This window comes from Flavobacteriales bacterium, assembly GCA_020635855.1.
Taxonomy (GTDB): Bacteria; Bacteroidota; Bacteroidia; order JACJYZ01; family JACJYZ01; genus JACJYZ01.
Genome location: JACJYZ010000002.1, coordinates 333,670 through 359,833 on the forward strand (window position 1 = coordinate 333,670; position 26,164 = coordinate 359,833).

At 50.8% G+C, this 26,164-nt stretch carries 21 protein-coding genes; 12 read left to right on the forward strand and 9 right to left on the reverse strand.

The window, feature by feature from the left end; all coding sequences use genetic code 11:
- Nucleotides 1-26 precede the first annotated feature (26 nt).
- A complete protein-coding gene (locus H6585_01350; GenBank protein ID MCB9446974.1) occupies nucleotides 27-1,256 on the forward strand; it encodes a glycosyltransferase in 1,230 nt (409 codons plus the stop codon).
- Nucleotides 1,253-2,353 carry a glycosyltransferase family 4 protein gene (locus H6585_01355; protein MCB9446975.1) on the forward strand — a complete coding sequence of 367 codons (1,101 nt, stop codon included), beginning with the start codon at nucleotides 1,253-1,255 and terminating at the stop codon, nucleotides 2,351-2,353. The genes H6585_01350 and H6585_01355 overlap by 4 nt, the downstream gene beginning before the upstream one ends.
- Nucleotide 2,354: 1 nt before the next feature.
- Here H6585_01355 and H6585_01360 read toward each other — a convergent pair whose 3' ends face one another.
- Nucleotides 2,355-2,822 (reverse strand): 23S rRNA (pseudouridine(1915)-N(3))-methyltransferase RlmH, encoded by a 468-nt coding sequence (locus H6585_01360; GenBank protein MCB9446976.1) that lies wholly within the window; start codon nucleotides 2,820-2,822, stop codon nucleotides 2,355-2,357.
- Between the two features lie 239 nt (nucleotides 2,823-3,061).
- On the opposite strand from H6585_01360, the gene H6585_01365 reads away from it, so the two are divergent.
- From H6585_01365 to H6585_01390, 6 genes are all read left to right on the forward strand, one after another.
- Entirely contained in the window at nucleotides 3,062-3,466 is a 405-nt protein-coding gene (locus H6585_01365) for a DUF4783 domain-containing protein (protein MCB9446977.1), read from the forward strand.
- Between the two features lie 16 nt (nucleotides 3,467-3,482).
- Nucleotides 3,483-4,343 carry a carboxylating nicotinate-nucleotide diphosphorylase gene (nadC, locus tag H6585_01370; protein ID MCB9446978.1) on the forward strand — a complete coding sequence of 287 codons (861 nt, stop codon included), beginning with the start codon at nucleotides 3,483-3,485 and terminating at the stop codon, nucleotides 4,341-4,343.
- The gene (locus tag H6585_01375; GenBank protein MCB9446979.1) at nucleotides 4,343-5,281 is read left to right on the forward strand and encodes a YihY/virulence factor BrkB family protein; all 939 of its coding nucleotides are present in this window, start codon (nucleotides 4,343-4,345) and stop codon (nucleotides 5,279-5,281) included. Before nadC ends, H6585_01375 begins: the two co-directional genes overlap by 1 nt.
- 397 nt (nucleotides 5,282-5,678) lie before the next feature.
- Nucleotides 5,679-6,263 (forward strand): hypothetical protein, encoded by a 585-nt coding sequence (locus H6585_01380; GenBank protein MCB9446980.1) that lies wholly within the window; start codon nucleotides 5,679-5,681, stop codon nucleotides 6,261-6,263.
- A 31-nt stretch (nucleotides 6,264-6,294) separates the two neighbouring features.
- On the forward strand, nucleotides 6,295-7,827 hold the full coding sequence (locus H6585_01385; GenBank protein MCB9446981.1) for a PKD domain-containing protein: 1,533 nt from the start codon (nucleotides 6,295-6,297) through the stop codon (nucleotides 7,825-7,827).
- 174 nt (nucleotides 7,828-8,001) lie between these two features.
- Nucleotides 8,002-11,265 carry a M1 family metallopeptidase gene (locus H6585_01390; GenBank protein ID MCB9446982.1) on the forward strand — a complete coding sequence of 1,088 codons (3,264 nt, stop codon included), beginning with the start codon at nucleotides 8,002-8,004 and terminating at the stop codon, nucleotides 11,263-11,265.
- Between the two features lie 46 nt (nucleotides 11,266-11,311).
- On the opposite strand, the gene H6585_01395 is transcribed toward H6585_01390, so the two are convergent.
- A complete protein-coding gene (locus tag H6585_01395; protein MCB9446983.1) occupies nucleotides 11,312-12,790 on the reverse strand; it encodes an oligosaccharide flippase family protein in 1,479 nt (492 codons plus the stop codon).
- Between the two features lie 278 nt (nucleotides 12,791-13,068).
- Between H6585_01395 and H6585_01400 the strand changes: the two genes are divergently transcribed.
- Nucleotides 13,069-13,815 carry a class I SAM-dependent methyltransferase gene (locus H6585_01400; GenBank protein MCB9446984.1) on the forward strand — a complete coding sequence of 249 codons (747 nt, stop codon included), beginning with the start codon at nucleotides 13,069-13,071 and terminating at the stop codon, nucleotides 13,813-13,815.
- On the opposite strand, the gene H6585_01405 is transcribed toward H6585_01400, so the two are convergent.
- Genes H6585_01405 through H6585_01425 form a run of 5 tightly spaced genes read right to left on the reverse strand, consistent with a single transcriptional unit; the run spans nucleotide 13,812 to nucleotide 20,172 of the window.
- On the reverse strand, nucleotides 13,812-14,510 hold the full coding sequence (locus H6585_01405; GenBank protein MCB9446985.1) for a hypothetical protein: 699 nt from the start codon (nucleotides 14,508-14,510) through the stop codon (nucleotides 13,812-13,814). The genes H6585_01400 and H6585_01405 overlap by 4 nt on opposite strands.
- A complete protein-coding gene (locus H6585_01410) occupies nucleotides 14,507-15,643 on the reverse strand; it encodes a glycosyltransferase family 4 protein (GenBank protein MCB9446986.1) in 1,137 nt (378 codons plus the stop codon). Before H6585_01410 ends, H6585_01405 begins: the two co-directional genes overlap by 4 nt.
- 23 nt (nucleotides 15,644-15,666) lie before the next feature.
- Nucleotides 15,667-16,341, reverse strand: coding sequence for a class I SAM-dependent methyltransferase (locus H6585_01415; protein MCB9446987.1), 675 nt, complete (start codon nucleotides 16,339-16,341; stop codon nucleotides 15,667-15,669).
- A gap of 58 nt (nucleotides 16,342-16,399) precedes the next feature.
- Complete coding sequence (locus H6585_01420; protein MCB9446988.1) at nucleotides 16,400-17,722, reverse strand: glycosyl transferase family 1; 1,323 nt, start codon at nucleotides 17,720-17,722, stop codon at nucleotides 16,400-16,402.
- Nucleotides 17,719-20,172 carry a YfhO family protein gene (locus H6585_01425; protein MCB9446989.1) on the reverse strand — a complete coding sequence of 818 codons (2,454 nt, stop codon included), beginning with the start codon at nucleotides 20,170-20,172 and terminating at the stop codon, nucleotides 17,719-17,721. The genes H6585_01420 and H6585_01425 overlap by 4 nt, the downstream gene beginning before the upstream one ends.
- Before the next feature lie 258 nt (nucleotides 20,173-20,430).
- Between H6585_01425 and H6585_01430 the strand changes: the two genes are divergently transcribed.
- From H6585_01430 to H6585_01440, 3 genes are read left to right on the forward strand one after another with little or no spacing between them, the layout of a single operon-like run.
- Nucleotides 20,431-21,669 (forward strand): hypothetical protein, encoded by a 1,239-nt coding sequence (locus H6585_01430; GenBank protein MCB9446990.1) that lies wholly within the window; start codon nucleotides 20,431-20,433, stop codon nucleotides 21,667-21,669.
- A gap of 4 nt (nucleotides 21,670-21,673) precedes the next feature.
- Nucleotides 21,674-22,501, forward strand: a complete 828-nt coding sequence (locus H6585_01435; protein ID MCB9446991.1) for a hypothetical protein — start codon at nucleotides 21,674-21,676, stop codon at nucleotides 22,499-22,501.
- Between the two features lie 7 nt (nucleotides 22,502-22,508).
- Nucleotides 22,509-23,063: a T9SS type A sorting domain-containing protein gene (locus tag H6585_01440; GenBank protein ID MCB9446992.1), complete on the forward strand. Its 555-nt coding sequence runs from the start codon at nucleotides 22,509-22,511 to the stop codon at nucleotides 23,061-23,063.
- A gap of 11 nt (nucleotides 23,064-23,074) precedes the next feature.
- Here H6585_01440 and H6585_01445 read toward each other — a convergent pair whose 3' ends face one another.
- Nucleotides 23,075-23,263 carry a hypothetical protein gene (locus H6585_01445; GenBank protein MCB9446993.1) on the reverse strand — a complete coding sequence of 63 codons (189 nt, stop codon included), beginning with the start codon at nucleotides 23,261-23,263 and terminating at the stop codon, nucleotides 23,075-23,077.
- Nucleotides 23,264-23,279: 16 nt separating this feature from the next.
- Nucleotides 23,280-26,114 (reverse strand): carbamoyl-phosphate synthase large subunit, encoded by a 2,835-nt coding sequence (gene carB, locus H6585_01450; GenBank protein MCB9446994.1) that lies wholly within the window; start codon nucleotides 26,112-26,114, stop codon nucleotides 23,280-23,282.
- Between the last annotated feature and the right edge of the window lie 50 nt (nucleotides 26,115-26,164).

Below are 26,164 nucleotides of genomic sequence, written 5' to 3' on the forward strand. Positions count from 1 at the left end.
GCAGCTGGCAACTTTCAGTTAAAGGTATGAAAATTCTCTACATCACTTATGACGGTTTAACCGATCCCCTCGGTGGTTCGCAGGTGTTGCCATATGTGATCGGACTTGCTGCGGCAGGGAATCATTTCCATATCATAAGCTTCGAAAAGGAAGATGCATACCGGCGACGGAAAGCCGATGTGGATAAGCTGATGAACGAACACGGTATAGGATGGACACCCCTTACATATACCAAATGGCCGCCCGTTTTGTCCACCCTGTGGGACTTGCACAGGATGAAACAAACGGCCTATGAAATCCACAAAAGACAACTGTTTGATCTTGTTCACTGCCGGAGCTATATTGCTGCACTCGCAGGTGTAGAAATGAAACGCAGGTTCGGTGTTCCTTTCTTGTTTGATATGCGCGGTTTCTGGGCCGATGAAAGGGTGGAAGGTGGTATCTGGAACCTCAAGAATCCTGCAATCAAACGGGTTTACAAGTATTTCAAAAAGAAGGAAAAGGAATTCATTACAACAGCAGACGCCGTGGTATCACTGACCGAGAACGGCCGGCAGGAAATGCTGCAATGGAGCCTTGCGGGAGCTGCGTTCCCGCCCATTCAGGTGATCCCTTGTTGTGCGGATATGGATCTTTTTAACAACCATCATGACCGGGAGGCTTCGCGGGCCTGGCGAAACCGGTTCGGGTTGCCCGATGATGCATTCGTTCTGGGTTACCTCGGTTCTGTCGGAACATGGTACATGCTGCCTGAGATGCTGGATTTTTTTCGTGAGCTCTTAACAACCAAACCCCACGCCCGGTTCCTTTTTATTACACCTGACCCTCCGGAAATGATCAAGGACATGGCGCAACAGCGTGGTGTGGATGCCAGCCGCATACATGTTGCATTTTTGCCACGGCAGGAAGTGGCTTCAGCCATTCATGTGTTTGATCTCGGTATTTTCTTCATTCGTCCGTGCTATTCAAAAAAGGCATCCTCCCCAACCAAAATGGGTGAATTGCTGGCGTCCGGTATACCCATCGTTTGCAACGCCGGAGTGGGTGACGTGGACCTGGTGTACCGTGAATTGTTCGAATCTCCGGCCATTACAGATCTCAGCAAGCATGGATTCGCAAAGTGGATGAAGACCATTGACACCGTCTGCGCTTTTCCCGGGGAACGACTACGGGAAACCGCTGTCCGCCATTTTTCGTTAGAAACCGGAGTGAAAAAGTACAGGGAAATATATCAGGCCATAGCGAATCGCAGATGAACGGAGAGAAACGGAGGATCCTGTATATTGCAGCACATCGCCCGGGACGGTCGCCGGGGCAGCGCTTCAGGTTTGAACAATACATGCCGTTGCTGGAGGCCAATGGCTACGAGATCACACACTCACACATCATCGATGAGAAAGATGACAAGGTGTTTTACAGCCGGGGCAACTACCTGCGCAAAACCGCCATCATCTTCAAAAGCTTTTTGCGCCGCCTGGACGATGTACTCAAGGCGAATCATTTCGATTTGATTATCGTCTACAGGGAAGCGATTATGCTCGGATCAACCGTGTTCGAGCGCATGCTCAGAAAGTCGGATACACCCGTGGTAATGGACTTCGATGATGCCATCTGGTTGCAGGATGTTTCCGAGGGCAACGAACGTTTGGCCTGGCTGAAACGACCCTCCAAAACGGATGAGATCATCGCCATGTCCAATGCCGTTTTTGCAGGCAATACCTACCTTGCCAATTACGCGAAACGATTCAACCCGAATGTGCATTTAATCCCAACCACCATCGATGTGAACTACCACCTTCCGGCCGCCACCAGGCCGTCTGAAGGAACAGTTCGGGTTGGCTGGACGGGTACTTCCACCACCCTGAAGCATTACGATGAAGCGGTGCCTGCCCTGAAAGAACTCAAAACCAGGTGGGGTGATCGGGTGAGGTTCAGGGTCATTGCCGATGTGCCTCCATGTATGGAAGGGTTTGATGTTGAATTCGTAAAATGGAACAAACACTCCGAAATACAGGATCTTGCCACATTTGATATCGGCCTGATGCCGTTGCCGGATAATGACTGGGCCCGCGGTAAATGCGGTTTCAAAGGACTTCAATACATGTCAATGGGTATACCCGCAGTGATGTCGCCGGTGGGTGTGAATGCGGATATCATCACTGATGGCGTGAACGGTTTTCTGGCATCCTCCCAACAGGATTGGTTGGAAAAGCTGTCTCGTCTGATCGAGTCGGAAACGTTGCGGAAACAGCTGGGAACTGCCGGCAGAAAAACCGTTGAAGACCGATTTTCCCTGCAGGCCATCGGGCCCCATTACCTGGAACTGATCGACCGCCTGATCAACAGAACCTGATTCAATGATGGTAAGGTTCGTTGCGCAAGATCGTGAACGCCCGGTAGAGCTGTTCCAGAAAAATCACTCGTACCATCTGGTGTGTGAAGGTCATCCTGGACAAGGAGAAAGTGCCCTGCGCCCGCCGTTTCACTTCATCCGAAAAACCATAAGCGCCTCCCACCACGAAAACCAGGTTTTTCACGGATCGGTTCATTTTTGCCTGGAGGAATTCGGCAAATCCTTCGGAGGAATACATTTGCCCGTTATTGTCAAGCAGGATCACCTGATCCTGTGCTTCCACGGCCTGTAAGACCAGTTCGCCTTCAAGCCTGCACATGTCAGCGGGTAAGCTACTTTTAATCTTTTTGTTGGAACGGATTACAACCTGCACTTGCGCCACCCGGCGAAGACGTTTTTCATAGTCTTGCATCAACGCCGCCAGATGCGGGTCATCCGTTTCACCGATCAGAATAAGCGTGATTTTCATAGAAAGCCGGTATGGGAATGCCGGAACGAAAATAAGGAAGCAAGTTCAGAAATAAGCTGTTCATAGGCATTGCTGACAGAAAATACCTATTTTCGAATGCGCATGGATTGGAACCCATATTGTTGGCTTGGTTTTTGCTGAAAGTATGAAAATCAGGAAATGGGTATCTTGGTCCCGTCGGGCATTTGCCGTTGACGCGCAAACCCTGTAATCCTGAGGATGTATAGAAACCGTATCGAATGAAATCGTTGCTTTGTGTAATCGGGTGGTTGTTTGTCTCAGGCATGGCTATGTCTTCAGGTATCACGGATGTGACCGATGACATCTCCTCCGCCATCAAGGCCGGAAGTTCGAAAGAACTATCCAGGTATTTGAACTATACCGTTACCTTAACCATCGGTGACGAAGAAGATGCATACAGCAAAGAACAAGCTTCACTGATCCTCAAAGACTTCTTCATCAAGAACCCCCCGGAGAGTTTCAGTATCATGCACAAGGGTGCTTCCAGAGATGGATCCCAATACGCCATCGGGCGTTATATTTCGGGAAACAAGGCTTACCGTACTTATTTCCTGCTGAAGAAAGCGGGCGACCGTTTCCTCATCGACGCCCTTAGTTTTGAGCTCGATGGCAGCAAAGAGTGATACTTCCCAAGTGAACATGCAGTTTCCACATCTGTCCGCAGATGAAGTTCAGGCCCTGATCGAACGGACCCTCAGAGAAGATATCGGTGAAGGAGATCATACTTCCCTGGCATGCTTGCCGTCTGGCACCCAAGGTAAGGCCGAACTGATAGCCAAGGCACCTGGTGTTATTGCCGGGGTGGAACTCTCCCGGCAAATATTTCACACGGTTGATACCGGCATCAAATGGCAGGCAAATGTAGTTGATGGTGCTGCCGTTCAATCAGGCGATCGCATCCTGACAGTCTCGGGTCCTGCCGCATCCCTTCTTTCAGCCGAGCGTCTTGTACTCAATTTCATGCAGCGATTGAGTGGCATTGCAACGACCACCCGTGCCATGGTGGATGTTCTGGCCGGTACCCCCGTGCAGGTACTGGATACACGCAAAACCACGCCTGGACTGCGGGCGCTTGAGAAGTGGGCCGTTCACATCGGAGGTGGCGTGAATCACCGCTTCGGATTGGATGATATGTTCCTCATCAAAGACAACCACATTGATTTCTGTGGGGGGGTAATTCAGGCCATCGACCGGGTGCTGGCATACAGGGATGCAAAACGGTTGAACCTGAAAATTGTGGTTGAGGCCAGGACCCTGGAAGAAGTCTCAGCCATTGCCGGATACGGGTATGTGGATCGCATTCTGTTGGATAACTTTCCGATTCCCATCCTGAAGGAAGCTGTGTCGCTGATCGCCGGGCGTATGCCCAGTGAGGCGTCCGGGAATATCGGTCTTCACAACGTGAGGGAATATCGGGATACAGGTGTGGATTTCGTATCTTCGGGCAGTCTTACACATTCTGTCGTTTGCCTGGATCTGAGCCTGAAAACCCTGGTTTGATGCAAGAAAAACCCAAGGAGCGAAAGCTGCTGAAGTTTATCCTCGAGCTGAAGCTTGTTGCGGCTGTTCTTGAACTTTCCAAAAAGATTGTACTTCCCGGTTTTGATAAGCTGCCCCTTTACGACGTGGCGGGATTCTTTATTCAGGGATTGCAAAAAAGCTCAATTACCACGCGGGCCTCTTCCATGGCCTTCCATTTTTTCCTGGCATTGTTTCCTGCCATCATCTTTTTCTTCACACTGATTCCATATATCCCGATAGAGAATTTCCAGGATCAGCTCATGGAACTCCTGGGCAGCGTATTACCAGCCAACGTATATGATGCTTCCAGGGAAACAATCCAGGATATCCTAAGCGATAAAAGGGGTGGGTTGCTGTCCATCGGTTTTCTCTCCATGCTGTATTTCTCTACCAATGGCATCAATGCGATGATCCATAATTTCAACCAAACCTTTCATACGCTTGAGTCGCGGAATTTTGTCAAGCAACGTCTTGTCTCCATCTTTCTGTTGCTGATTTTGTCTACCCTGCTGCTGACCTCCATCTCATTGATCATCTTCGGTCGCTTTTTGTTGAATTGGCTGATAGGAGAGGGTTGGATTCAGGCAGAGTGGAGCATCTACCTGTTCGAGACCGGCAAGTGGATCACCGTACTGGCCCTCTATTTCTTCGCCATATCATTCATCTACTACCTGGGGCCTTCAGCCAAATCCCAATGGCGCTTCATCTCTGCAGGTGGCACGGCCGCCAGCCTGTTCTCCATCGTCGTTTCACTTTTCTTCGGTTACTTCGTGAATAATTTCGGACAGTACAACAAACTCTACGGTTCACTGGGTACCATCATCGTATTGATGCTGTTCATTTATTTTAACTCCATCATCCTGCTCATCGGATTTGAACTGAACGCAAGTATCCGTTCTGCCAGCCATCGTTCCTGAAACCACGGCATTCGAAAATAGCCCAAATCCTTTTCGAAAATTTTAGGATTTCTTTACACAGATTTCAAGTAGTCAGTATTTTACGTGAATTCATTCCCGGTCGGAAGTAGAAAAAGGAACCGAAGAATTCTTTGACTTCCTTTTCGCGATTGAACATATTGAGTGAAATCACCAAGTGAGGGAAGGTGGTTGCATTCAAAGCCTTCCCGTAAGAGTGTGTCAGGTGATTGATAAGTGAGTGATGCTTAACGGCCGGTTGTACGTCCATCAGTCGGTTGATTGGATTCAAAATTCATCATGTTATCAAGGTGTGCATTGCATGCATTTAGCAGTTTGCAGCCCTGTACCCGCGAAACAGAGTGTTCCTATTCAGTACATAACCAATATTTATTATGCCATGAAAAAACGATGGATGCTTTTATTGATGATCTGTGCTTCATTGCACGGATTTTCACAAAACACACAGGTATCGGAGGTGGCCAGGAACGGCATGACCTCCTATCTGGATTACATTCCCCAAGGACTGGAAAAGCAACACGGCTTTAACAACCGGGAAGAATTTTCCAGGGCAACCTTAGGTGCCACTTATCAGATCATGGCGGTGGATGAGAACGGCAACATATCCCCCACACAGTTCTACTATGTGGCGGTGATGGTTGACGGAACCTGCAGGGCCATGTTAACCGTGGGTGAGGTAGATGGTAAAATGGGTATCCAGTCGGTGGGGGCTCCGATCCTGGCCGAAGGGCTCGATCACCTGGAAAAAGAACTTCATGTGGCCGGAGATGCCAACCGGATCCTGTTGAATGATTATGTGCACAAGTGCTCTTTTGCAGCGTACCAGCAACAAGGTGCATCTGCCGAGCGGGCCAGCTTTTTCCCGCTGCCATCCGCCAAGGCATATCTGTCACAGGTGGGATCCAACCAATCGTCCTACACACTGCCCGAATTGGTGAAGGCAGTATCAACCCCATCCAAATAATCTCTACAGATCAACATCAAAAAGGATTCCTATGAAAAACTTCAGAACGCTTTTCATGATTGCCGGCCTGATGTGCATCGCCGGTTTGTCTGCGACCGCACAAACCTATACGGCAGGTGTAGACCAGGTTGATCAGGAACAAACCAACTGGTGCTGGGCAGCCAACAGCGAGTGTATCCTGCGGTACTACAGCACCGCGGTCAGCCAGTGTGAGATCAACAATTACAACTGGAGCAAAAGCAGCTGCTGCAATTCTCCCGGTGGCTGTAACCAAACCAATGAAATGCAGCCGATACAAGACATCCTGTCTCATTTCGGTCCCGTGCACAGCGATCTCTATTCAGGTCCGCTTTCTGTTTCACAGATCACCGGCATACTTGGTGATGAACGTCCTTTCATCATCGGGGTCATGTGGAACGCCGGAGGCGGTCACGTGGTGGTCGGTTGTGGTTACAACACAAACACCAGTAAACTCACAGTGATGGATCCGTGGAATGGCACAACCACCAACAACTACAGCGGTGGCAGCTCCATCGTGATCAGCGGAAGTTCGGGTACCTGGAAAGAAGGTTTGGAAGTCACCGATATGCCCGGCGGTAGCATGCCCGTTGCCGATGTAGCTACAGATAAAAGTTCGGGTTGCGGAAGCCTTACCGTTCAGTTTACAGATAATTCCCAGGGAAACCCTGATACCTGGCTGTGGGATTTCAAAGATGGTTCCACGTCCAGCCTTCAGAATCCAACCCATACGTTTTCCGCACCCGGTAATTATGATGTGACCCTGACCGTAAGCAATGCGAACGGCAGCGATAACCAAAACATTCCCATCACCGTCGGACAGGGTGTTCCCTATCCTGATAAAACAGTCGGGCCAACCGATAATACTTTTGGTAGCGGAGCCAATTATACCGGTGACCAGGCATTGATTTTCGATGTGACAAAAGCCTGTGTGCTGTCTTCTGTTAAAGTGTATGCCCAGGGTTCCGGTAACCGCACCATCGAGTTGCGGGATGCGAACGACAAGGTGCTGCAAAGCAAAACCGTGAATATCCCCGACGGCGAAAGCCGTGTGACCCTTGATTTCGACCTCGCCGTAGGTACGGATTACCACATCGGTATCAACGGAACACCCAATCTGTATAGGAACAGCGCAGGTCCCTCATATCCTTATACATTGCCAGGAGTACTCAGCATCAAGTCATCCACAGCCACCCCCACCGAGCTGGACTACTACTATTTCTTCTACGACTGGAAAGTGCGCGAACAGGGATGCGAGTTGGCCACCGGTGTTCAGGACATGGAAGATCCGTTGCTCGGTATTTCTTCCAACCCCGGTAACGGTGTGTACCAGGTTTCTTTCTCACTTTCTTCACAGGCCAACACCTCCATCTTGGTCTACGACCTTATGGGCAGGCAGGTGTTTGAAAAGAATTTGGGAACCTCCCCTGCCGGATCCCAGCAACAAACCGTGGATATGCGCGATGTGGCCAACGGCAATTATATGCTGTCGCTGCGCGTAGATGGTCATTCATACAACCGCATGATCAGTAAGATGCATCGGTAAGCGTCATTACCCGTGTTTATCGTGAGAAGGGCTGTCTTCGGATGGCCCTTTTTTTGTTTGGATCCGCAGTGCACGGATGTCGCCCGTTGGCTTCCTTTGTTGTGTGTGAGGTAATGGATCTTCGTCGTGCAACCAAGTGAATTTATCGTACATTCGTTTATCAAATCCGATGACATGTTACGATTCATTTCCTTGTTGTTTGCAGGCCTGATACCGGCCCTTCTGACCACCCACGAAGCGAATGCACAGACCTATGATCCGCTGCATCCACCGGATACCTACGCCACCCGCTCCAACCCGAATTACTGGAAGAACCGGAAACCTTTCCAGGACTACTGGCAGCAGGATGTACATTACACCATCAAGGCGAAGATTGATGAACAACAGGATGTGATAGAGGGTTCGGAGCAACTGGTGTACACCAACAACTCACCGGATGAGCTCACCTTTGTGTACTTCCATCTATACCAGAATGCTTTTCAGCCCGGTTCGTACTATGATCAGTTGATCAGGGCCAACGGAGAAACCCCGGAGTTTAACGGCTACGAGAAAAACGGCTTGGGCACCAAGCTGATGATGATGAAGTCGAATGGGCAAGACCTGCGCGTGGAATACGACAACACGGTGGTTAAGGTATATCTTACCAAACCCCTGAAGCCCGGTGCTTCCGTTACATTTGATATTGCATTCAGAACCTATTACGGCTTGTACGACGGAAGGGGCGGTGCGCTTTCTTCAGCCATGCGCCGTCGCATGAAAATGTGGATCACCGATGGGAACAAACATTACGACGGAGTACATTGGTATCCCAGGATTTCAGTGTACGACAGGAAATTCGGCTGGACCACAGATCAACACCTGGGAAGGGAATTCTACGGTGATTTCGGAACTTATGATGTGGAGCTGGATTTCGCCTCCAACATGGTTGTTGAAGCAACCGGCAACCTGCTGAACCGGAAAGAAGTGTTGCCCGATGACCTGGCAGAGAAACTCAAGATCGAGAACTTCAAGGATAAGCCATGGGGTGAAGCAGCTTCCGTGATCACGCCTTACGACAGTACCCAACGGAAAACGTGGAAGTACCATGCCGAAAATGTGCACGACTTCGCCTTTACCGCAGACCCCACTTACCGAATTGGCGAGGCTGAATGGAATGGAATCCGTTGTGTGGCCGTTGCCCAGGAACCACACGCATCGAGGTGGCAGAATGCCGCGGCGTATGCTGCGGAGATCATTCGCGTCTATTCGCAAAACATCGGCATGTACACGTACCATAAAATGGTGGTGGCGGATGCCAGGGATGGAATGGAGTATCCCATGCTTACACTTGACAATGGCGGAGATCCCGGGTATCGTACCCTTCTCTGCCATGAGATAGGGCACAATTGGTTTTTCGGTCAGGTGGGCAACAATGAAACCTACCGTGCCATGCTTGATGAAGGTTTCACCACCTGGTTGACCGTATTTTCCCTGTTGCAGCTGGAGGGTGATACCATCCCCGCCGGAAAGAGCAAGTACGAATATGTGAACAAGTACAGGAAACCTGATCTGGTGACATGGAGACGGGGACTGTATCCATATATCATCTCCACCACCCAGGAAGACCTCTCTACGCTGAACACCCACTCCGATGATTTTTCCGCATTCCCTGAAAGCGGACAAGGATACCGGAATGTGTACTACAAGACCGGATCCATGCTCATGAACCTGGAATATGTACTGGGGAAAGACCTGTTCCGATCTGCCATGGCACACTATTTTGAACAGTGGAAGATTTGCCATCCGTATGTAGAGGACTTCCGTGAATCCATTATTCGCTTTACCCACGTAGATCTGAACTGGTTTTTTGACGAATGGATCGAAACATCCAAAACCATCGATTACGCCGTGCGCGGTATTCGCAAGGGGAACAAACCCGATGAATACATCATTCGCTTCAGGCGCAAAGGCGAGATGGAAATGCCCGTCGATTTCCGTGTGATCGCACTTGATGGCAAACAATATGATTACCACATTCCCAATACCTGGTTCATCAAACAAACGGAGGCCACCGTGTTACCCAAATGGTACGGCAGGGGAAACCTGAACCCGGTGTATGAGGCCCGGGTCACCATTCCGGGAGGCATCGACGATGTGATCATTGACCCGTCGGGCATACTGGCGGATAAATATAAGTTGGACAACTCCAAGCGCTTCCCGGTGGAATTGAACTACGATGCACGCATCCGCAACCTGCCGGAGTGGGGTCGTTATGAGTTGTACGGACGTCCTGATTTCTGGTACAACGGTTTTGATGGCGTGAAAGCCGGCTTCCACCTGAACGGTCAGTACCTGAACCATTATCACAAATTGCATGTGAGCGCATGGATCAACACCGGGTTGTTCCAGAGCCAGTTTCCCAGGGAAGCGGATATCAACAGTTTCGATGACCTATCGTGGAATGTGATCTATTCCACGCCACTGGGGAAGTCGTTCAAGGATTCGGAGATTGAACTGACGGCACGTCACCTTGACGGACTGCACCTGCTGAAAACCAGGTTGTCGAAAAAACTCAACCGCAATCGCACCACGCTTTTTGCAGAAGCAAAGAGCATGTCGCGTATGGACAGTACCGATCTCCATTACCTGTTGTATCCCAACGAATGGTCAATGTCACCCACGCATAAGGACGTGTACTTTAACAATACCTTGCAGATAGGCATCGAGCATACTTACAAATACAAGCATGGAGACGGTGATGTGGAATTGTTGCTGCGTTCAAGTACGTTCGGCAGCGATTACGACTATTCCTACCTGCGCCTCTCGTCGGTGAATAACAACCACATCGCCAAATTCAATCTCCGCACCCGTACTTTCTTTCAGTGGGGCATGGGGGCCAATTGGGCCTCCGAGTCATCTTTGTTCCTGGCAGGCGCCAATCCCGAGGAGATGATGGAGAACAAGTTCATGCGGTCATTGCCCTATTATGATGACCGGATCATGGGCTTCACGGATGACCTGGGCCATATTCAGTACGGAGGAGGCCTCAACCTGAGGGGGTATGCCGGTTACCTTGTGGCGCAAGGCAACAATTCAGCTGATGTGAAGGCGGTATATAAAGGACAAACCGGAGTGGCATTCAACGGAGAACTGGAGTTTGATAAATACATTCGTTTCAAACCCAAGTTCCTGAAGGAATATCTTTCACTTACACCGTACCTGTTCGGTGATGCCGGCTGGATCAATGCATCCGCCGCGGGCGCTACCTTACAAATGGCTGACGTTCGTGCCGATGGTGGTCTCGGCTTTGCGTTGACCGTGAAGAAGTGGACGCCCCTGGAAATGGTTGAACCGTTGACGTTCCGGTTCGATATGCCGTTTTTCCTGAACCGGACTCCGGCTGTATCACCCGAGTATGTGCAAATGCGTTACGTGGTAGGGGTGAACCGGGCGTTCTAGCGTGTTACCGTTAATGCGCAAGCGCGCTCCGGATATTCCCGGTGGTTTATTTAAATCCGGGGATATATTTTCTGATCCCCTCTTCCAAATCCGATGAGACACCGGATTTGAATAAGAAAACAAGCAAGCACGCTCCGAGTATCAGTACCTTGAGGATCACGTTTCCTATCCCGAAACCAGCAGGCCATGGAATACCGGTGATCAGGAAATACATGGCCACCCAGAAAAGCAGTGTCAATGCAGTACCCTTTCCGAAGGGTTGTATCCGAAAGTATTTCCATATGGCAATGTATCTGCTGAGATCGCAGAGGAAAACAGATACCAGCATGGCAAAGGCAGCGCCGCTTGTGCCCCAGAGAGGGATGAAAAGCAGGTTTAATAGAAGGCCCGTTAATGCTGCACCCACGGTAATGAAGGTATCCACCCTGTATCTTGCTGACGACACCAGTATCAGACCATTGGTTCCCCACGCGCTGTTGCTGAATTTTGACAATCCGGTCAGCAGAATAACCCAGTAGCTTGCTTCAAATCCTGCGGGCAGAAAAGATTCGATAAAATCAATGTTCAACCAGATACAGCTGAACAGAAAACCCGAAATGATGGTGAGATTGATGGAGCTCTTGCTGTAGTTATCCTCGATATCCCGTATCAATCCAAGCTTCCATTTTTCTGCGAACAACGGCCATGAAATACGGTTCAATGCCTGGAAGGGGATCGAGATCAGGTTGCCGATGTAAATCCCCACTGCATAAATGCCCGCTTCACGCAACCCCAGCATCAGCCCAACCAGGATGGTATCGATCTGGGACATGAACAAGCCTGACATTCCGCTGATGAACGAGAAACTTCCATAGGCCATCATGGCCCTGAATTCATGCTTGGATGGAAATTTGACATGTGCGGAGATGGGGAATGCGGAGATGGCAAGCAGATAAATCAACACAATCAGCAACATCAGGGCATACGCAAACACGAACAGGTACAGAAATGTGTCGAAATCCAACCAGGCATACTTGTACATGATGATCAGCACCATCCATACCACGCGGATTAAAAACTGGTTGAGAAATGTAACGAGTGCGGTCTTAAATAGACTTTGCAAATATGCGTCCAGGGATGTGATCAGGAGAGAGAACAAAACCAGAGGGAACAGAAAGCCCAGGTGTTCGGCCAGCATAGAGGAGCGACTCGAATAGTATCCGATCAAGGCATCTTTCCAAATCAAAGAGATACCGGAGATCACCAGAAATCCCACCAGAGGGATCACCAGGCACATCATCACCAGACCTTTCATCCGTTTGGGATCTTCCTTTAAACCTGGGAAAAAACGCAACAGGATCTGGTTGGATCCGAGTTGCGAGAACTGTGCAAACAGCACCCCCAGCGCTAATAGAACGCGTGTCAGTCCGAACTGATCAGGGTTAAGGATATGTGGAAACAGCAGAACCGTATTTACATATCCCACAATCATCCCGATGTAATGGATGATGAGGTTTTTGGTGGCTTGCTTTCTTACAATGCCCATGTGTCAGAATCTAACGGACGAGTTGGGGTGGTTCCATATGGCAGGCTTTGAACCCGCCAGATGTGCCATGGCCGGGCTGACTGCTTCACATTCCTTTTGCCAGATCCTGCCATTTGTTTGTTCCACATTTTGTTAATCCCACAACAAAAAATACAGATTCTTTTTTGCAGGTATGGTCCGCTTCCGGATTTGTTCATATTCGCTCCTTTGGCGCATCTAATTTAACGCCGTTAAGAATTTTTATCTCTATTTTGCGCAAAATTTAGGAACAAGGGGCTATGAAGAAACTTGTGAAACGCGTTTTCGAAAACATGGGCGTCAAAATCATTATGAAACAACGCCTGGATTTTCCTGCTGACATGGAGCCGGAATTTTTCGAGGTGTTGTCTGCATGCCGGCAACAAACCATGACATCTGCGGAGCGCATGTATGCCCTGTATAATTCCATCCGATACCTTGTGGATAACGGAGTTGCTGGAGATGTGGTTGAATGTGGTGTATGGCGGGGGGGGAGTTCTATGAACGCTGCTATCACGCTTCAGAAATGCGGCGATACAACGCGTAACATGCACCTGTACGATACCTTTGAAGGCATGAGCGCCCCAACGGATAAAGACATCAGTTACTTCGATGAAAGCGCTGAAGGGGAGTGGCAGCGGAGCCAGAAGCAGGATCACAACGAATGGTGCTATGCCCCCATCGATCTGGTGAAAAAGAACATGACCTCAACCGGGTATCCTGCAGACAAACTTCATTTCATCAAAGGAAAGGTGGAGGATACCATTCCGCAAAATATGCCCGGAGACATTGCACTGCTCAGGGTTGATACCGACTGGTACGAATCCACATATCATATCCTCAAACATTTGTACCCGAAAGTGGTGAAAAACGGGGTGGTAATACTGGATGACTACGGCTATTGGAAAGGTGCGCGGGAAGCCACCGATCAGTTTTTGGCTGAAGAAGGATTGAAACCGCTGTTGCATCGCATCGATGCCACCGGTCGTATGTTTGTGAAACGTTAAGTCCTGACCCGTTCCGTGGCCAGGTATTTTCGCAAAACCCTATCGAAATAATCTTCAGGATAAACAGCACCTTCTGTCTGTGTCAGCCGGTTGAATACATCACAATCCACCCTGTAACATTCACCTTTGTTCACTTCATCATATTCAGCCGGCTTGCCGGTGATCTTTTCCAGGGACATAACCACATCCCTGATCGGGACTGTTTCCCCGATGCACATGTTAATCACCTGGTTCCGTAGCAGGTTGTTGTCTATGATGTGTGAAACCCATCTGGCGGCGTCATCGATGTCCATCAGGTAGCGACATGCCCGGCTGTATAGTTGGAAGCGTTTCTTTTCAAGGATCTGGTGGTACAGGAAATTGATCAGGGTGTTCGGGTTATCTGATCTTCCTACAACGATCGGAAGCCGCACGATCAGGTATGAAGCCGCACGTTCAGAGATCAGCAATTCCAATTCTTTTTTGTGGGTGATGTACGGACTGTTCTTCAGCGAAGGATCGAACAAGCTGCATGAACTGAAGTAGACCAGCAATTCTTTTCTGCCGAGGTAAGGCATGAGAAGATCCTTCTCACGCTGAAACGCGGTGGGATCGGATTCCCGGGAATTGGATACACCCGAAGCAAAAATAACTACGTTCGTATCATGCTCATACCGGGAAAAAGCCCCTGCGATCAACCCCCTTCCTACGATCATGTGGTTGCTTTTTGATGTAAGGGCGCTTTCGTATGCTGCTCGCCAGCACCCGCCTGTACATGCATCAGTTGGTTCACCAGTTCCACCAGTTTCATGCGTTCATCTTTGGGGCAAAGTTGCATGATCTGTGACCTTGCTTTTGCGGATAACGATTGTGTGTCACTATGCATCGCCGTTTCGATCAGTTTCCGGAATGCCTCCACGTCACGCTTGTTAAGGATGAAACCCGTATCTCCGATGATCTCGGGAATGGCTGCAACGTTTGAACCGATCGGGATGCAGCCGCACAACATTGCTTCACAGATGGCACTGGGAAATCCTTCGCAGATGGAAACCTGAAAGTAGTAGGTTGCCTGGGAGTAGTACCGGGGCAGTTCGTCATATGCCACTTTCGCCAGTATTTCCACATTGGGAGGCAGGTTACGGGCGTACTCGTCATTGGCAGACCCGATGATGCGGAACTTGCATTCGGGGAAATGAGGGGCCACCTGTACGATCAGGTCGATGCCCTTGCGGTAATAGTTTTGTTTGTTCAGGAACCCTACCGTCAGAAATGTGTTGGGTTGTCGTTCGCCAACAGGTTTGAATTTTTCAGGATCATACCCGTATCGGAGCACCGTATAAGGTGTGTGGATTTTAGGATGGAAATATTGGTATCCCTGCCTGGGGTAATCAGCATCGTCATAAGTATATGCACCGTTTACAAGGCTTTCATGCACCGGCGAAAGATGATCGGAATACATGAGCGACCATTTCGTGAATTTTCCGAAAACCACACGATTGAAATTCCCATATTGAATGGAAGGGAAAGAAACACTATCGGATCCGCCCAGAATCACCAGACTCGGAATCCCGAACAGCTTGCCAAAGATGGCCGGGAGAAACGAATGATATCCGGCGAATTGACTGATGTACAGGTCTGGCTTTTTAAACCTGAACAACAGGAAGAAGAATTGTTTGACGAATAGGTACGGAACTTTCCATTTCTTCACACCATCGAACACGAACGATTCCACGTCATGATATTGTGACAACAGGTGGATGTCGTTCCTCGAAAAAGATGCCAGTACCACATGGAAGTGAATGATCTTTTTCCGGTCAGAGGCTGTTGTATGTTCGGTTGTTTTGTTCACCTTGATCCAAGGTTGTGATGCTGTTACCTGCGTTTGCGTACGGCAAAGCTGGGGTGGTCCGTGAGCTCCATCGTGAGGTACACCAGTTCCCAGTTGTATTTGTTACAAAACTCATACACGGCTTCCTGCACGCCATAGCGCGCCATGCTGTTCCAATGTCCCACGCAGAAATCGTGGCCTGCGATGATGCCGTCGGGCTTGATTTTGCTCCGGTATTTTTCCAACTCCGCCTTGGTGGTATCGTAGGTATGATCGGTATCAATATAGATCCAGTCGAAATATTCATCCCGGAATTGTTCCACCACGTCCGTAGACAATCCCAGGTTGAGTTCCACCCGGCCTTCTGCCCGTTCCTTTTCAAACCGCTGTTCCACTTCCGTGCGTAGTCCCTGATGGTATCGCTCGGTGGCCCATACGTCAACCAAATGCAGTTTTTCAGGTTGGCATATCTGAAGAATCTTTTCGCTGAAGTCGCCCCTGTTCACGCCTAATTCCGCTACTATTCCGTGTTTGGGCAATATGGCCAGAAGTGTTTCCCTGTCTGCAAGGGTTTGAAGGTGTGCGATGTTTTCCTGCTTCAGGTTTTCGCGGTACATCTTCTTATCCTGGCCATTCCAGTATGCCTGCATTTGTTTGCGGAAGGCTTTTGCCATTTTCCGTTTTACAGGATCGGGTATGAGTTTCAATAAGGTTTGCATCAGCTGGGCATTTACCGAATATCAGTCAAAAATAACCCAAATAATTTTGAGGGGTTCTTTACCTGTTTCCGGAGGATATACAAAGATCATTCAATAGCTCCGCCACACGGCCTGTCAGGTGGCGTCGGGCGTATTGCGTGAAGTCGCCGGATGCATTCACGGACCATCCGGTCTCTTGTGTCCGTGATGCGAGTTCTTCCACCGCTTGCTGCACGCCTTTGGTATCATCATATTCAAACATATAGCCTGATTGTGATGTTTTGAGGATACCTGCCAGGTCGCCGGTTGTGTCTCCCAGGGTCAGGATGATGCGCCCGGTTGCCAGCAATTCGAACAGCTTGCCCGGGATGTTACCTTTAACCGTTGCCGATTTATTGAGCAACAACATCAGTACGTCCGATTCTTCATATTGCCTGATGGCTTCCTGATGCGGAAGGTATCCGAGAAATTTCACCTTGTCTTTCAGTACCGGATGATTTTCAAGGTAAGCCCGGATGCCCGGATCGATGGTGCCTGCCAGGCGGATCTCCAGCTGATCTCCGAAAGTCGGGCGGGTTTTGCAGGTGCTAGCGAGGGCATCCCAAATCACCTGCGGACTCCGGAAAGAATTCAGTACGCCAATGTGGCTGATGACGAACCTGCCCGATGACTTGGGCCGGTAGTTGATGAAGTCGTTTTCGTCGTACCCATTGGTGATGCACTGCGTGTTCTTTGCGCCGTTAGCGGTCATTTCCGCCGCCCAGGTGGGTGACACGGAGGTGAAGGCGTTTGCATGCCGGAAGACCTGTTGCTCCAACCGGGTATGCTTGCGTAAAGCGCGTTTGGTGATGAAAAACTTATCGAGGATATCCACACCCGACCAGGGGTCACGGAAATCAGCGAGCCATGGTAAAGCGGGAAATGCTTTCTTCAATCCCAGGCCGATCAGGTGCATGCTTTGGGGTGGACCGGTTGTAACGATGGCATCCACCGGGTGTGTGTTCAGGTAGTTGCGGAGGTACTTCACGGAAGGTCTGACCCAGAACACCCTAGGATCGGGTATCATCAGGTTCCCCCGGATCCACAGCATGCACTTGTCAACCAGCCCCTGTTTTCCATCATCGAAATAGGTGCCAGCATTCACCTTCTCTTCTTTTTTTCTTCCGGTGAGTTTCTTGAAGAGCTGGTAGGGTTCCCAGATCGGGGTTTTGATCACTTCCAGGTCTTTTGCGACATCCTTCATCAATGTCGCATCGGTTTCGGGTGCATCGGGGTTTTCCGGGGTGTAAATTACGGGCTGCCACCCGAACTCAGGAAGGTATTTGGCGAATTTCAGCCAGCGTTGTACGCCTGAACTACCGCTGGGCGGCCAATAGTAGGTAATGATCAGGACCCGTTTCATTCCTGCTTTTCCTCGTCTGACTCCGCCGGGTTTTGTTTGTTCATTTTGAACAACAGTCCGATGGCCAGCAGGATCAATATACCCGAACTTGCCCAGGATATCTTCTCGCCAACCGGCACCTGAACCGGTTCGAATTTGAACTCGATCTGATGGGTCCCGGAAGGAATGCGCATGGCGCGCAGAACATAGTCGGCCCTGAAGTGAGGTGCGGGCTTTCCATCCACATATGCATTCCATCCATCCGCATAGTAGATGTCACTGAACACGGCTAGTTGTTCCTTTGAACAGGATGATTCGAAAGTGAGTTGGTTCGGTGCGTATTTGGTCAGGTTGATCGTAGCACTTTCGTCTTTTCCCGGCTGCCAGCCCTGCACGTTATCGGAAAAACGCTTGTCTACGATGGCGGTATTTGCCGGTTGAAAGTTGCTGAGGGCAGTCATTTCGGAGTCGGCATTCGCCACAAGTTTCACATCGTTCACAAACCATGCGTTGCCCAGTGCACCCGGATTTCGTTGGGCCATTGGTTGTTTGTCCTGGCCCGGCACAATCAGGTACCTTGTGTTCAGCATGTTCAATACCTGCATGTTCCCTTTGGAAATCTGGTAGGAGATGAGTTCTTGGTAACGCCGCAGTTTGGCGCCGTGGTAACCGCCAAGGGATTTGTGCCAATAGGAGGTCTCGCTGTCCTGATCCAGTGCCCGTGTGGTGTTGAATACACGGTAGTAACCGTTGTGGTCCTGGCTGATCTGCAGGTCGGCCTGGCTGGGTTGGTAGGGCTGCTCCATTTGGTTGGCGGGCACGAAGTCGTCATAGGTAAGGTAACGCCAATCGATCGGCCACATGTCAACGATCACAAGCAATGCAAGCAACCACCCTGCCGTATTCCGTTTGAGGGTGGTTTTGACAAATGCGAAGTACAAAACACCGGCGGTAAGCAGGATGAATACAAACGAGCGAAACGCATCCATGCGCATGAGGTTTTGCCTGTCTTGAACAAAGGCATCCATCAGGTAACCGGGCCATCCGGCACTTCTGAGTTGTGCATCTCCATCCGAAGTGAACGAGAAAAAGCTCGGACCGAGCAAGGCAATGAAAAGGGCCAGTCCGCCCGTGATATAAAATGCCAGCTTGATCTTTTTCCACAATTCATCCTTATCCACTTCACCGTTCTGGATTTTTCGCAGCGCCAGCATCCCCGCCAGCGGCATGGTCAGGCTGGCGATCACCAACGTCATGGAAACTGCCCTGAACTTGTTGTAGGCGGGAAAATGGTTCAGGAACAGATCGGTTAAGAAGCTGAAGTTTTTACCCCAGGCCAGCATCAGTGAAAGAACGGTTGCTGATACCAGCCAGATACGAACGGGGCCTTTCAATATCATGATTGATAATACGAAGAGGAAGCATATGATGGCGCCCACATACACCGGTCCCGATGTGAAGGGCTGGCTTCCCCAATACAGGGGAAGGTGCTCGATGATCTTATCCGCATTGGGTACCCCCGCATTGTGCAGGGCCTTGTAGGTGGCGGATGATTTGTCAAGTGGTGCGCCCGACGCGCCACCCATGAAATTCGGAACCAGCAGGGTGAAACTTTCGGCCACGCCATAACTCCATTGGGTGGCGTATGATTTGTCAAGCCCGGATGTTTTGTCGTGCTCCCCGTTCAGGGTCAGTTCCGATGGCCCGCGAATGGAGTGCTTCGAATAAGAATAGGTAGCCCACAGGCCGGCTGCATTGGTTCCCAGTGCCAGCATACCCGCGAGCGCCAGCAGCCCGGTTTGCCTGGCGAACAGGGGCAGTACTTTTTTCTTCCAGGATTGTACCGCTTCGATCAGCCAGAAAATACCCAATGTCAATACCAGGTAATAGGTGATCTGCGGGTGGTTCATTTTGATTTCCAGTGAAAGGAAGATGGCGGTCATCAGGAAACCGGCGAGCAGTCTTCGCTGGAACATCAGGATCACGCCGGCGGCAACGGGCGCCATGTACCCGATTGCATTGGCCTTGCTGGTGTGGCCCGCTTCCAGGATGATGAAGTTGTAAGATGCAAGTCCGAACGCAAGCGCGCCTGCTATGGCAATGGAGGGTTTAACACGCAGCACGATCAGCAGCAGGTAGAAACCCATGAAATAAAGCAGGATGAATGAGGCTGGCCGGGGCAGACCCAGTGTGAGTATCTTGTGCAAGGATCCGATCATGTTGCCCTGGAAATCGGCACTGATCAGGTAGGAGGGCATACCGGAAAACATGTTGTTCACCCAGAAGGTACGTTCCCCGGTCTCCTTTTTAAAGTCAACCAGTTCTTTCGACATGCCCCTGTAGTGGATGATGTCGCTTTGCATGAGTTCCTTTCCCTCAAACACCGGTTTGCATTGAATCAGAACCACTAGCAGGAACACCACAATCGCTACCAGATGTGGCAGCAATTTTTTGAAATCGAAATTGCGCATAAGCCCAGCAGATTTGCGGGTGAAGATAAGAAAGAAATAAGAAGCCTGCCGGCACCCCTGATGGTTTTTATGTGACCGCCACATGCCCGATTCCGGATGAAATTAAACGGTTCGGATGGCATGGCGTCTAACCCGCGTTTGGACCCATACAGGTGATATGCAATGTGAAATTGATGCGAATATTTTATTACATTGTATGCACGTAGAGATTTTGAGGGTGTGTTGACGCCGCCTTCTCCCAGCTGAAAAACCATCATTATGAAAACACTTCGCGTGTTAGGGCTCTTGCTTTGTGCTTCCTCCGCTTCATTCGGGCAGAATTTTTCCTACCCCGATGTGCACCTCGAGAGCGTTACCTTCGGAGGAAACAACCTCACCATATACCGCGATGACGGCAGCGGATCCTACACCACGCCCCAATGGAGCGAGTTACGAACCGTACAGTATCCCGTGGCGTATGTGAGTGGCAACACGCCTTCCGTAGGTGCATCATTTTACATGGAATGTGACAAGGCGCCGGCAACCCTATGGCTCAGGGGTGCCACGCCTGATTCAATGTTGTTCCCTGCCAAAGAAGTGAATGTTTCGGGTCCGTCAGGCAACCGTTTTGCCATGACCTATCCATCCACCCAATCTGCATCTGCGTTCGCAAGCGGTAAGGTTGATTACTTCCACCCGTTCACCATCCGATGGGAGCTCTCGTTCGATGGCGTGAACTGGCGGGATGCAGGCACAAGCGAGAATACGCTCTACGTGACCTTCACCACCCCCATGTCATCCACCAACCGGTTTCAGTGGTATCATACCGTGTATGATCTCAGTTGCCGGAATGCCAAGGATGCCTCCGATGAAACGTCCATCATCGCCCAGGTGTGGAATGAATTCACCGACCAGAACGTGCTCGACTTCCAGGGCGACAGCCTGCACTATTACAAAACCTGGGACAGCCCCAACGTCACACTCTCCACGCTGTTGAAATACCACAATGGTGAGTGCTACACATTCGCACAACTGTTCCTGGCTTCCCTGAAAATTCAGGGTATCTCCCGCAACAACAACTATGTGTACATCACGCCCAATGAACAAAATGCATGCGGGCACCTGGTGAACCGTTTCCTGGTGCACGACTGGAACTTCGGAACACCCAGCGCTTCGTCTACCTGCCCTTTGTTCCCGTTTAAGAATACGTACACCAGCCTGTTCAACGGCACAAAGACATCCTACAATTTCGACACCGAGGATGTGCATGACTCCCTGGGCATCCCGGGCTCCTGTCAACCCGATCCGCCAAGCTGGTTCAACAACCACCAGATTACATGGATCGACGGGAAGTACTACGATCCTTCTTACGGTGTGATGTTTGATTCACTGCAAGACATCGTGAACAAGGCCGTGAGCGGGTGGGGCATGCGTTACCAGCAAAGTGGTACCTACATCATGCTGATGACCGATGACCTCGGCCAGATGGAATTCAGAACAGAGATTGAAACTTACTGACCGTATGATGAGGTATGCACTCATAGGTTTTTGTTTGATTGGCGTACACGCCGTTCACGCGCAGCCTGCGGAACGCAAGGTGATCATTCACGACGGTCACTACTATTTCATCACAGTGGATGATGAGACCCAACTGGCCACGTTGCATACCGGACGCACGGCTGATACACTGAAGAATGGCGATGCATTTGCGATCCCGGCCGGAAGGCACTTGTCGGATCCGGCCACGCCGCTGGCCTGGGATGTGCGGAAACAACAATGTTACGTATACAGCGACATCGATCATCCGCTGAACGACAGGAATGAGGCCCTGAAGCGATTCGATCTCGAACAATTGCCAGCGACATCACAGGCGCCTCCCGCCGGTGACCGGTTGCTGATCGGTGCCGATTTTCCTCCCTTCGCGGATAACGAACCATACCGCAATATGGTGGCCCGCTCCAACCAACGGGAGAATTTTCACTATGACGGGATCACCCTCAACGACTCCACCTATCTGTTCGCCCTTGCCAATCGGGGTGAACTGATCATATGGAAGTACAACGGGCATGTGTGGGAGCATGGAGATTGGCAGGCGTTTCCTTACCCGTCTTTCTTTTCCGTTTTTAACAACAAAGAAAATATATACCTGATGCTTGCTTCGGGAGAAGCGTTTCAGCTGAATGAATTCGCCGTACATCCAGCCGGTACGCTCAGTGGGCGCAGTCTGGCTGATGGCCTTCTGATCCTTAACAGAGACGACCAAACCGTTCGGTACCTGACCAACGACGCATGGAACCAGTCACAAACCCTGGATTTTATCATGCGCCGGAAGTCCGTTCCCTTATTCTGATGACGCCATGAAAAAGTACATGTCTTTTCTCGTTTTGCTGACAGTCTTTCTGCCGGCCTTTGCCGATGATGTAACCGCGGTTGTAACGGAAACCTCACCAGGTCTTTCCAACGGGCAGGTTGATATTACCGTAACCGGAGGCGTGGCGCCTTACCAGTTCAACTGGTCGGGGCCCGGCGGATTCACCGCAACCACGGAAGACATCAGTGGTCTCGACAGCGGTTCGTATACCGTAACCGTTACCGACCAGTATTGCGGTGTGGCAGTGCTGACCGTGTGGGTGGGCACCGAAGTGAACACTTACGCACCTGTGTTGTCCGATGCATCCTCCCTTCATGTGTACCCGTCACCCTTCCATGAAACAGTTGTCATTACCAGCGAAAAAAAGGTAGAGAATGGTAGATACAGAGTTTGCGACATGCAGGGCCAGGTGGTGGCGGAGAAAGCCGGCGTGAGCGGAGATCGCTTCATCCTGGATACCCAAAGCCTGGTGCCTGGTATTTACCTGGTGGAACTCCGGGATGCTTTCGGGGTGTACAGGCAAAGGGTGGTTAAAAGGTAGCGGCGGAGCCCCTATTCCACTTCCTCGTAATCCACGTATTCGCCTTTTTTGTTGAACCTGCTGCCCTTGGTGGTACCGTGTACCGTTACATCACCTTCCTTCTTTTCTTGTTCGGAAGAACCGGACGCATTCCTGCTTCCCGTCTGTGTGATCAGCCGGTAAACCAGGTAAATGCCCAGGATGATAAGTATTGTTTTCAAGGGTTTCGGCCTGGCACTACTGGCTCAGGTACATGGACTTTTCGTTGTACAGATGACGGAAGTAAGGATCTTTCAGGTCTTTGATGAAGCGGATGGCTTCGCCAGTGGCTTTCATTTCCGGCCCCAGTTCCTTGTTTACATTCGGGAACTTGTCGAAGCTGAACACGGGTTCTTTAATCGCGTAGCCGTTCCGGACCGGTTTGATGTCAAAGTCCTTCAGTTTCTTTTCACCCAGCATCACCTTCGCAGCAATGTTCACAAACGGAACGCCGTATGCCTTGGCAATGAACGGCACGGTGCGTGATGCACGCGGGTTGGCCTCGATCACATATACCTTTTCGTCTTTCACCGCGAACTGGATGTTCAGCAGGCCGCGAACCTTCAATGCAATGGCCAGTTTGCGGCTGTATGCCTCCATTTGCTGGATCACATTTTCGCTCAGGCTGAATGGCGGGAGTACAGCGTAGGAATCTCCCGAGTGAATACCTGCGGGTTCGATGTGTTCCATCATACCGATGATGCAGATGTCTTCACCGTCGCAGATCACATCCACTTCGGCTTCTTCCGCGCGGTCGAGGAAATGGTCGATCAGGATGCGGTTACCTGGGATGCTCTTCAGCAGTTTGATCACCTTGCCTTCGAGTTCGTCGTCGTTGATGACGATGCTCATGCCCTGGCCTCCCAGTACGTAGGAAGGTCTGACCAACACCGGGTATCCCACCTGGTTGGCCACCTGGATCGCTTCTTCGGCGGTAAGGGCCACACCGTATTTCGGGTAGGGGATGTCGAGTTCTTTCAGCAGGTCGGAGAAGCGGCCGCGGTCTTCGGCCAGGTCCATGTCGTTGTAACTGGTGCCGATGATCTTGATGCCGTTCTTGTCCAGCAGTTCCGCCAGTTTGAGTGCGGTTTGTCCGCCCAGCTGCACAATCACGCCTTCGGGTTGTTCATGGTCGATGATCTCGCGGATGTGTTCCCAAAAGATCGGTTCGAAGTAGAGTTTATCGGCGATGTCGAAGTCGGTGGATACCGTTTCGGGGTTGCAGTTCACCATGATCGCTTCGTAGCCCGATTCCTTGGCGGCGAGGATGCCGTGTACACAGCTGTAGTCGAATTCGATGCCCTGACCGATGCGGTTCGGGCCGCTGCCCAGCACCAGGATCTTCTTGCGGTCGCTCACGATGGATTCGTTCTCGGCCTGCTGGTTGATGTTGTTTTCGAAGGTGGAGTAGTAGTAAGGCGTTTGCGCTTCGAATTCTGCAGCGCATGTATCCACCATTTTGTACACCCTGCGAACACCCAGTTCCCGACGTCGTGCGTACACCTCGTCTTCCGTTACATTGCCGAGCAGGTATGCGATCTGGGCGTCTGAGTATCCCTTTTGTTTGATATCGAGCATGAAGTCGCGTGAAATGCTTTCCAGTGAATAGCGGCGGATCTCCTGTTCGGTTTTCACCAATTGCTGGATCTGAAGCAGGAACCAGCGGTCCATGCCAGTGTGTTTCACGATGGTTTTGATGGGCAGTCCGAAATCAAGTGCATCGCGCAGGTGGAACAGGCGATCCCATGACGGGTGTTCCAGGCTGTCGATCACATCCTGCACCTTCACCCAGTTTTTGCCGTCGGCACCCAGTCCGTTGCGGTTGATCTCCAGGGACTGACAAGCCTTTTGCAGCGCTTCAATAAAGCTGCGGCCGATGCCCATGACTTCTCCGACGGATTTCATCTGGAGTCCGAGTTCCCGGTTGCTGCCATGGAACTTGTCAAAGTTCCAGCGGGGGATCTTCACGATCACATAGTCGAGCGTCGGTTCGAAATAGGCGGAGGTGTTTTTGGTGATCTGGTTCTGAAGCTCGTCGAGGTTGTAGCCGATCGCCAGTTTGGCGGCGATCTTGGCGATGGGATATCCGGTGGCCTTGGATGCCAGTGCGGAAGAACGGGATACGCGCGGGTTGATCTCGATGGCGATGATGTCGTCGTTTTCCGGATTCACGGCGAACTGCACGTTGCAGCCACCTGCGAAATCACCGATGGCGCGCATCATTTGAATGGCCATGTCGCGCATCCTTTGATACGTGCGGTCGGAAAGGGTCATTGCCGGAGCCACCGTGATGGAGTCGCCGGTATGCACACCCATTGGGTCCATGTTCTCGATGGAACAAATGATGGTTACGTTGTCGTTGCTGTCACGCAGCAATTCAAGCTCGTACTCCTTCCATCCGAACACCGCTCTTTCGATCAGTACTTCGTGAATGGGTGAAGCGTGCAGTCCGCGGTTCAGCAGTGTTTCGAATTCCGACTTGTCGTGTACGAAAGCGCCACCTGTACCTCCGAGCGTATAGGATGGGCGGATCACCAGCGGGAAGCCCAGTCTTTGTGCGATTTCTTTTCCTTCCAGGAAGGAAGTTGCGATTTGAGAAGGTGCCACACCCACGCCGATGTCAACCATGAGTTTGCGGAAGGCTTCCCGGTTCTCTGTGGTTTCGATGGCATCGATGTCCACCCCGATGATGCGTACGTTGTATTTCTCCCACACACCGGCCTCGGCTGCTTCCTTACAAAGGTTCAGCGCCGTTTGGCCACCCATGGTGGGAAGCACCGCATCGATGTGCCGCTCCTGCAGGATCTGTTCGATGGATGCCAGTTCGAGGGGAAGGAGGTAGATGTGGTCCGCCGTGACCTTGTCGGTCATGATGGTGGCCGGGTTGGAGTTAATGAGGGAAACTTCGATCCCTTCTTCTTTCAGGGAGCGTGATGCCTGAGATCCGGAATAATCGAATTCACATGCTTGTCCGATGATGATGGGACCGCTTCCGATGATCAGGACTGATTTGATGGATGTGTCTTTGGGCATAGATGAGAAAGATTCAACGTATCTTTGGGCCTGCAAAAAGCCGGGTGCGA

Coding starts and splice junctions, on each gene's coding strand:
- H6585_01350 (MCB9446974.1), top strand. CDS start 27: ATGAAAATTCTCTACATCACTTATGACGGTTTAACCGATCCCCTCGGT.
- H6585_01355 (MCB9446975.1), top strand. CDS start 1,253: ATGAACGGAGAGAAACGGAGGATCCTGTATATTGCAGCACATCGCCCG.
- H6585_01360 (MCB9446976.1), bottom strand. CDS start 2,822: ATGAAAATCACGCTTATTCTGATCGGTGAAACGGATGACCCGCATCTG.
- H6585_01365 (MCB9446977.1), top strand. CDS start 3,062: ATGAAATCGTTGCTTTGTGTAATCGGGTGGTTGTTTGTCTCAGGCATG.
- nadC (MCB9446978.1), top strand. CDS start 3,483: ATGCAGTTTCCACATCTGTCCGCAGATGAAGTTCAGGCCCTGATCGAA.
- H6585_01375 (MCB9446979.1), top strand. CDS start 4,343: ATGCAAGAAAAACCCAAGGAGCGAAAGCTGCTGAAGTTTATCCTCGAG.
- H6585_01380 (MCB9446980.1), top strand. CDS start 5,679: ATGAAAAAACGATGGATGCTTTTATTGATGATCTGTGCTTCATTGCAC.
- H6585_01385 (MCB9446981.1), top strand. CDS start 6,295: ATGAAAAACTTCAGAACGCTTTTCATGATTGCCGGCCTGATGTGCATC.
- H6585_01390 (MCB9446982.1), top strand. CDS start 8,002: ATGTTACGATTCATTTCCTTGTTGTTTGCAGGCCTGATACCGGCCCTT.
- H6585_01395 (MCB9446983.1), bottom strand. CDS start 12,790: ATGGGCATTGTAAGAAAGCAAGCCACCAAAAACCTCATCATCCATTAC.
- H6585_01400 (MCB9446984.1), top strand. CDS start 13,069: ATGAAGAAACTTGTGAAACGCGTTTTCGAAAACATGGGCGTCAAAATC.
- H6585_01405 (MCB9446985.1), bottom strand. CDS start 14,510: ATGATCGTAGGAAGGGGGTTGATCGCAGGGGCTTTTTCCCGGTATGAG.
- H6585_01415 (MCB9446987.1), bottom strand. CDS start 16,341: ATGCAAACCTTATTGAAACTCATACCCGATCCTGTAAAACGGAAAATG.
- H6585_01420 (MCB9446988.1), bottom strand. CDS start 17,722: ATGAAACGGGTCCTGATCATTACCTACTATTGGCCGCCCAGCGGTAGT.
- H6585_01425 (MCB9446989.1), bottom strand. CDS start 20,172: ATGCGCAATTTCGATTTCAAAAAATTGCTGCCACATCTGGTAGCGATT.
- H6585_01430 (MCB9446990.1), top strand. CDS start 20,431: ATGAAAACACTTCGCGTGTTAGGGCTCTTGCTTTGTGCTTCCTCCGCT.
- H6585_01435 (MCB9446991.1), top strand. CDS start 21,674: ATGATGAGGTATGCACTCATAGGTTTTTGTTTGATTGGCGTACACGCC.
- H6585_01440 (MCB9446992.1), top strand. CDS start 22,509: ATGAAAAAGTACATGTCTTTTCTCGTTTTGCTGACAGTCTTTCTGCCG.
- carB (MCB9446994.1), bottom strand. CDS start 26,114: ATGCCCAAAGACACATCCATCAAATCAGTCCTGATCATCGGAAGCGGT.